Annotated in this window: 4 protein-coding genes; 3 read left to right on the forward strand and 1 reads right to left on the reverse strand. The window is 41.8% G+C overall.

The features are described 5' to 3' along the window. On the reverse strand, window positions 1-1,253 hold a 1,253-nt coding region (locus CA600_RS29875), incomplete at its 3' end, for an ABC transporter substrate-binding protein (RefSeq protein WP_094874722.1). Window positions 1,254-1,499: 246 nt separating this feature from the next. Between CA600_RS29875 and CA600_RS29880 the strand changes: the two genes are divergently transcribed. The 3 genes from CA600_RS29880 to CA600_RS29890 all read left to right on the forward strand — a co-directional run. After that, complete coding sequence (locus CA600_RS29880; RefSeq protein WP_094874723.1) at window positions 1,500-3,071, forward strand: response regulator transcription factor; 1,572 nt, start codon at window positions 1,500-1,502, stop codon at window positions 3,069-3,071. Next, window positions 3,068-4,783, forward strand: a complete 1,716-nt coding sequence (locus CA600_RS29885) for a cache domain-containing sensor histidine kinase (RefSeq protein WP_094874724.1) — start codon at window positions 3,068-3,070, stop codon at window positions 4,781-4,783. Before CA600_RS29880 ends, CA600_RS29885 begins: the two co-directional genes overlap by 4 nt. Window positions 4,784-4,968: 185 nt before the next feature. After that, window positions 4,969-8,771, forward strand: a 3,803-nt coding sequence (locus CA600_RS29890; protein ID WP_143812233.1) for a glycoside hydrolase domain-containing protein, incomplete at its 3' end; no start/stop codon positions are given.

The raw sequence follows: 8,771 nt of genomic DNA on the forward strand, positions 1-8,771 counted from the left end.
TTAGTACCTGCTATGATTTCTTGAATACCTTTTCCTAAATCTGAGAAAGCAGGACCAGCAACGCCCCAATTATTAACAGGGTACATGACATTACCCGCCTTGAAAGCCTCTTGAGCACCGTTGTACTCTGCCGGCATTTCAAAAGTAACCCCTTTCAAAAAAGAGGAACCTCCTTTATTATCAACCCAGTAAGCATTCTGACCCTCTGGTGTGGATAACAGGTCAAGCACCTTGTACGCTGCATCCTTGACTTTGGACTTCGCATTCAAACCAAACGATACCCCAGGACCACCGACCATCCAACCCGGGCCGCCTTTTGTACCCAGGTTCGGGAACATATCAATCTTTATGTCAGGTGCCTTTTGCTTAAAAGTTTCCATATACCAAGGTCCTGCTTGGAACATCGCTGCCTTGCCGCTTGTAAATTCGTCAATCGCTTGTTCTTCTTCAAGTCCAAGCATATCCTTGGTGAAGACACCGTGTTTCAAGTATTCGGTCCATGTCGTCAAAGCAGGCTCCAGCGCATCGACCATTTTTGAGTTTCCTTTACCAAAATCATCGTTCCATTGTTTTCCTTCTGCTGTGCCGATAAAATCATTGAGGGCCAAACCAAGGAAGGACTGGCCTGCTACGTTAGGATTCTTTAGACCAATCGCTTGGGGTTTAATTCCATTTTTCTTCAGCACGTCTGCTACTTGGAAGTACTCATCAAGTGTTGTTGGTATTTTCAGGTCATATTTGGCAAATAGATCAACATTATAGTAAACCCCGTTAAACCAACTAGCTTGCGGCAACCCGTACAGTTTATTATCAAATGTTGCGGTGGACGTACCGGTTTCATAATACTTGCTGGCATAACGTTCTGTTAAATCTTCGAAATACCCTGTCTTGACGGTATTTGCGTCGATTACTCCACCAATAATGTCAGGACCTTCGCCTGCTGCTAGCTGTGTCTTGATGACATCTACGTAAGTCTTGTTATCGATGAACTGATACTCCACATCTATATCGGGAAGTTTATCTTTGAATAATTGCAGAAGTGCCTTTACACTGTCTTCTTTGTTCCAATACGATAATCTGACCTTTACTTTCTTTACCGCTTCTGGAGCCTTTGATTCTTCCAGTGTCTTTGTATTATTTGGTGTTGCGCTTTCCTTAGCGCTACTGTTGTTCGTACTGTTCGAACTGCAGCCTGTAAATAGAATTGACAAGGTGAGTAAAGCGGTAGTGGGAACTAACCACGTTCTCTTCATCCAAAGACCTCCCAAATTTAGAAAATAAGTTTTTCGGTATAGATTTCATTGTAATGTAAATGCCATTTCCATCGAAATAACAGATTTTTTCGAAATCTAACAGAATCCATCTGACAATAGAAACCAAATCATGTGGTTAATGTAACATGGTATGAATTGGAATGCCTAGTGTGCTATGCTTTGGTTTGTAGTAAGTATCCTCTGGAAGCGAGTAAATACCGCCCGATGAACGGATAGGAGGAAAATATGTATCATATTCTAGTAGTCGATGATCAACAAGCTGAAATCGATGCGATTGAATGGCTTATTCAGAAGCATGCTCTACCTTTTTCTGTTGCTCAGGCCAACGATGGGGAAGTAGCGCTGGAATATATAAGGGGCCATCATGTAGATCTATTATTCACGGATATTCGCATGCCTTTCATGGACGGTCTAGAGTTAATCAAGCAGGCAAAGATAGTCATTCCGGACCTTAAGGTGCTTATTTACAGTGCTTACGGGGAATTTGAATATGCACAAAAAGCGATTCAACTTGGGACGGTTAGTTATATGTTGAAGCCGATCGATGTGAAGGAATTCCTCAAAGTATTCCAATCCATAATCTCTATACTAGATGACGAACGACTTCAGAGAGAGAAGGACGAGTTGCTGATCAAGGGCTTTCATAAAGGAGTGGCGTATGAGAAAGAAAAGCTCCTGTTTGATCTCATTCAAGGTCGTGAGAGTGACGTCCATTACGAGGAACGGGCAGCTTTTGCTGGCCTAAATCATCTGGAAAATAAGCGGATGTATTTAATTATGATTGGATTGCAAAGTCACTTTTTTGATCAACATCATACAGAAGCGTTTGAATTTCTTCAATCGACTAGTAAACATGAGATTCTTTTATTACATATCAATGAATACCAAAGCATCCTGCTCGTCGTTATTGATCCCGCTTCAAAGAACAGTGCTAACGGGCAAGAGCTTATGACTTATGGAGAAAAGGTTAAAGAATGGCTGGAGACTCGCTTCGACCGGCGATGTTTAATTATTGTCGGTAGTCCGGTAGATAAGCTAGAGGGGCTTCATGGCGAGTTCACCCAAATGGAAGAGTTAATGAATTTTCGGTTTTTTATGGATAGAAGTGTCGTTTGTTCCAAAGATGCCGAAAGCATTCATGACCAGATAGACGACGAATCGTTAGAGCTTATGCTTAAGGAGATTTATACTTCCATTGCACGAAATGAATATCGTACACTCGAGCATCAAATAGAGTATCTCATTGCGGGTATGAGAAATAGTAAGCGCTTTAGTTCTATGTATGCCAAACTTTTATTTACAGAAATATTGAAAAAAGTAGTAGAGCTTCAAGGCAAAAAAAGCAGCAGTTTACTAAAGGAAGGTTTGGAGCGAATCGCACTTTGCAATTCAATTGCTGAGTTGAGGCAAGTCATTTTATCTGTTTTTCAGGAGCATTTGCTGCAAATTAAAACAAATACAGATGATCAAAGCCGCAAAGTAATTGAAGATGTACAGATGCTCATCCAGATGGAGTACGGAAATGATATTGGGGTTGACTATTTAGCGAATCGCGTCTTTTTATCGCCAAGTTATTTAAGTTTCCTCTTTAAAAAAAGTACAGGTCAAAGCCTAATCAAATATATTACAGCTGTACGTATGGAGCGAGCGAAGGAGCTACTGCGAGATTCAACGATTAAAGTTGTTGATATTGCCAGTACAGTTGGATTTGCGAATACTTCCTATTTTAATTTAATGTTTAAGCAGCATAACGGCCTGACTCCTATTCAATATCGGGAGGGTGGCGGAAGAAGATGAGTCTGCTCAAATTTATTCGTAATATCCGCCTGCGTCAGAAATTATTGCTTTCATATGTGATTGTTATCTTCCTGCCAACGATTGTACTGGGCTTGTATGCCTATCAAAGTTCCAAAGCTTCATTGAAAAGCCAGGTTCAGCAAAGCGCGGATAACGAGGCGAGGAAGCTGGCGTTAGAAATTAGTTACCGTCTTCAGAGACAGGATGTATCCATGAAATCGATTGTATTTCACCCTGCGCTTCTTGATTTGATGAGTAATCCAGATCAGGATTTGTACGCTCAATTTAAGACGTTGAATGATAAAATTGAACCTATTTTTTTTAATTTAATGTATATGGTTGGGGATATGACTGAGATTATGTTGTATTCTGAGAATCGGCAATCCGAATTAGGAAACTTCATTACGCCTTCTTCAGCAGTTAAGGATAAGGATTGGTATGAAGCGACAAAGAGCAGCGAGTCAACGAAGTGGTGGTTCGAGGATGGAGAATTGTTTGCCACTCGAGTGATTCGCGATATCGATCTTCAAATCGTGAGCGCTGAACTTTACGTCCGGTTTGATTACAATAAAATCTTCGGTGATTTCATTGGCAAGATGAATGAAGGTAGGGGCATCATTATTACCGATCAAAAGAATCAGCCGGTGTTAACAGAGCATGCCCCGCAGATGGATGATGTTCAGCTTCAATCCCTTTCAAGGAGTGGTACTTCAAAAGCAAGCTTAGGTGGCGAATCCTACCTTGTTATAAACAAAGATATTCCGCAAACCGATTGGGTCCTGCATTATTTGGTTTCCGATGATCAATACAATACAGGCATTCGCAATATTTTAAGCGCCACGGGTATCATTGTACTCATCTGTATGGTTTTCCTCAGTATCATAATCTTCTTGTTCTCAGAGACGCTGTTAAGAGGAATCGAGAAATTAAATACCAAAATGAAGATGGTGGAAGATGGTGATCTTACGGTTGTTGTATCCACGAATTCCAAAGATGAAATCGGGCAGCTTACTGATCGTTTCGGTTCTATGCTTAAACAAATTAATCAACTCATTTCGGAAGTATATCAAACAAAAGTCACGCAAAAGTCAGCTGAACTCAAAGCGCTGCAAGCTCAGATCAATCCCCACTTTCTATATAATTCTTTATCTTTAATTAATTCCAAAGCGCTGCGAATCGATGCTCAAGAAATTAGTGACTTGGTAAATAACCTTTCTAGTTATTACAGAACGACTTTAAATAAAGGGAAGCAGATTATTGCGATTCAAGATGAATGGACCAACGTTCAAGCATACATACATATTCAATTAGCTATGCACAATTCAAGATTTGACGTAGAATTTGATGCCGACGACAAGGTATTTCAATTTGAAATGATTCATTTAATTTTACAGCCGATTGTTGAAAATGCGATTATGCATGGCATCGATCTGAAGCGGGAGGGGCGAGGTAAACTCATCCTGCGGGCAAGTCTCGACGGTGAGGATATTGTTTTTGTCGTGGAGGATAATGGTGTCGGAATGGAACCGTATATGATCGCGCGTATTCTTGAACAAGAAAGTTCCGGCTATGGCATTAAGAATGTGCAAGAAAGATTACAGCTCTTATTTGGATCTGAGTACGGGATCAATATTCATAGTCAACCTGGAATTGGCACTTCCGTTATCGTACGCATACCGCAGTATCGTCACATAAGAGAAGAAGATTCATGATCGCAGAAACGCCTTTGGCGTCCTTATTAGGACGCCAAAGGCGTTTCTTCTTATTTACAATCGAAATCTGTTAGATTTCAAAAAATACTCTTATTTAGCAAGAATTCAATTGAGATTATAATGCATAATGTGAGCGCTTTAATTGTGTTCTAACATTAATTAAAGTATGAAAGGATGGTTGATCTATGTTCAAACGGGCAATGTATACAATGATCTGTTTCATGATTCTAGTAAGTACATTTTTCCAGGGCAATGCGCCTAGTGTCCATGCTGACAGCAGCAACCTGGATGTGTGGGTGGTTAATGCATTGAAGTCCTTATATAGGACCAGCACGATCCCTGCAAATCCTGACAACAGCATTGATCTTGTTTCAGCCAAAAACGAATACGAAAGTGAGCAAATTGCTGTAAGAGGTGCAAGCGATTTTAAGATTACAGGAATTGAATTTTCCGATCTTGTATCTCCTGGAAATACGATCTCAAACAGCAACTTAAGCTATCATTTTGAAGAATACGTGCTTGAGGATACCGTGCAGCCCAATCAATATCGACCGGATTTAGTAGGCACGCAAATCTACCCCTTATCGGAGATTCCCGACCCTCTTTCGAACGATACCTCTATAAATGTGGCGGCAAATTCAACTCAGCCCATCTTAATAACGAATTATGTCCCTGCCGATGCTGTTCCGGGCCTCTATTCCGGTATAGTTACGATGAAAACGACGTTGGGCGATTATCAAGTACCTATTAACGTTGAAGTTGCTAACGCTGCAATCCCTCCAACCTCTGAGGCTAATTTCGTTAATTATCAATGGTCGATGACGAATGGTTTTATGATTGGAGGTAATCCACCTGAGATTGTAGATGATCCTTTAACGCAATCTAGTTATGACGTTGGCGAGAACTATTATGGAGTAGATACGTATAGCGATGAGTGGTTTGACCTTATGGATAATTTTGCCAAAACTATGACCGACTATCGCCAGAACATGATTTGGGTTCGTACAGACTTATTATTAAACGAAAAGGGTACCAAGATGGTGTCTTTTAAAGACGGGATACCGGAGAATATCGATTGGTCTTTGTTCGATCGATATGTTCAAACCTTTATGGATAGAGGAATTACTCATTTTGCGAACATACACTTGATCCATGCGTTAGAACAAATGCCACAAAGTGAGAGACCAAACAATAATAATCCACAAGATCCGTGGAAAACGTCGGTACCTGAATTCGATTCACTACCTGTTACAGACGCTTATCTTACGAACTACTTGACAGCATTGCACGATCATTTAAAGGAAAAAGGTTGGCTTAATGGTATTACTTGGTATCAGCATACTAAGGACGAACCTAACGGTTCGAGCATTACAAACTATATGACCTATATCGCTAGAAAAATAAAAGAGGTCGTTCCGGATTTCAAGACTTTGGATGCTGATGCGGCCGGTACTCTAATGAACGATACCATCAAACCTTATGTGGATGTGTGGGTCCCGTTAACCCCAGTTTTCGAGGACAAGAAAAGTCTCTATAAAGCGGAGCAGGCGGCAGGTAAAGACTTATGGGTGTATACTTGCGATGCGAATCCGGCTCCGTGGTTGAACAGATTCTGGACGCAGCCCATATTGACTGGCAGACTGTTATTCTGGAATCTTAGTCAAGAAGGTGTACAAGGACACTTACATTGGGGATGGAACGTATGGTATGTCCCTCATTATGGAGATTCTACGATCGTATATCCAGACAAGGAACATATGACGGTTAAGAGCTCACTGCGTTACGAGGCCCAAAGAGACGGACTTGAGGAATACGAACTGATGCACCAACTCAAGCAAACCAATCCTGGGCTTGCAAAACGTATAGTAGATAGCGCTGTTAACCCGTCTGATCCGAGAAAATATACCCTGGATAATGAATATATCAGCAAGCTTCATGATTATCTGGTTAAAGCGGCGGCCGGAGAAACATTGGGTGAAATTCCTGTGCCAACTAGTCCCTACGATGGGCAGGATGTACCTATGACTTACATGACCGATAACGCGACCGGTGAGATCACTTTTGATGGTGAATGGTTTGCAAAAAGCCGGAAATACGCTTATATGGGAGGCGTTCAAGGCACGTTAAAAGCGGATGATGAATTGACCTATACTTTTACAGGGGCTGGTATCGATCTTATCGCGGAGAAAAATGAAGGCTCTGGTAAAATTTCCGTATCCATCGACGATTCCGCGCCAGTGATTATAGACCTATATGAAAAAGTTCAACTCGATTCGATATCGGTATACAGCAATCATAACTTGTCAGCAGGCAAGCATACGATCAAGGTAGTGAATCTGGAGAACAAAAACCTATTCGTTGACGGCTTCAGAGTAAGCATGTATGAAGGACAGGAGCTCTATGACGGAACGCTGCAAAGTTTGGACCTGACTAACGCGCCTTCGGTTCTTTTTAATAAAAACAATATTAATTACCAGGCCATTATTCCGAACGATGTAGACGTGATCACGATTACGCCAACGCTTGCGGATGCAAATGGCACCCTAGATATCAACGGGAAACGTTACGGCAGCGGTGAGAGGCTTACATTCAACATCCCTACAGGCAAAAGTAAGATCCTTATTCGCTCTACCGCAAGTGATGGGGAAACCACGAGACTTTATACGTTGAACTTTCTCAAAGGCAATGTAAATCAACCGACCACCAATATTGCGAGAAGTTATTCAGCTATTACAGCAACAGCTGCCAGGGAAGACAGTACCGGCTATGGTGTTTCAAATATGGTTGACGGCAGTTACGGTTCCATGTTTGCGAGTATTAGCGGGTATACGAGCATCGTACCGTTCCCGCATGAGATCAATCTTACTTGGAATCAACAGAAGACCTTTAATACGATTGTCATGGCTACGCCATCAGGGTTATTACAGGGGATAACGGATATTGATGTTGAGGCTACTTCAGATGGAACGAATTGGACCACCATTGCAAAGAGGGTACCGATTCAATGGCATAGCAGCACAGACGACAACAAGATGGAATACACGTATGCTAATATCCCTACAGTTAATGACGCGCTGAAGCTGAGGATACGGGTCAATGACGCCAACAATACGTATTGGGGAATATATGCTTTATATGAACTTGAGCTTTATAATCTTCCAGATAACGGAGAGATTAACCCTATAGCAGACGGAACGCTGAGTAATTTAATAATCCCTAATGTTCCTTCTTTTAAGTTTGACAATAGCACGACGACCTACCCTGTAATGATTCCTAATGATGTAAGCACCATCACGATTACGCCAACGCTTTCGGACGGAGCGGGTACCTTGCAGGTCAACGGAAAGACTGTCGCCAATAACACAGCGCAGACTTTTGACATTCCATTCGGAAAAAGTGTGATTCATATCAGGTCTACCGCAAGCGACGGGACGACTACAAAGCTCTACACGTTGAATTTTCTCAAAGGAAATGAGGATGGGCTAGGTACCAATATTGCCAGAAGTTATTCTGAGATTACAGCAACGGCAGAACGTGAAGGCGAGGACTATAGTGCCAAGAAAATGGTTGACGGTATTATGTATACCATGTTCGCAAGTTCGCGAGGCTACAATAACGAACATCCGTTTCCGCATGAGATTAATCTTACTTGGGAACAACCGCAAACCTTTAACACCGTCGTCATGGCTACGACATCTGGATTAATTCAGGGTATTTCCAATATCGATGTTCAGGCTTCTACAGACGGAATAAACTTTGAAACCATAGCACAGGGGGTACCCATCCAATGGAAAGGCAGCAAAGATGACGGCGTTATGGAGCATACCTTTGCCAATATTCCTGAAGTACGAGATGCGCTAAAGCTCAGAATAAAGATCAACGATGCGAACTATACGACATGGGGCATGTACGCTATGTATGAGCTTGAGCTCTATAATCTCGCGGAGAACGGAGAAATTGGCGAGAACAGTAACACGATCACGGCGAG

The organism is Paenibacillus sp. VTT E-133280 (assembly GCF_002264385.1).
Taxonomy (GTDB): Bacteria; Bacillota; Bacilli; order Paenibacillales; family Paenibacillaceae; genus Paenibacillus_AQ; species Paenibacillus_AQ nitricinens.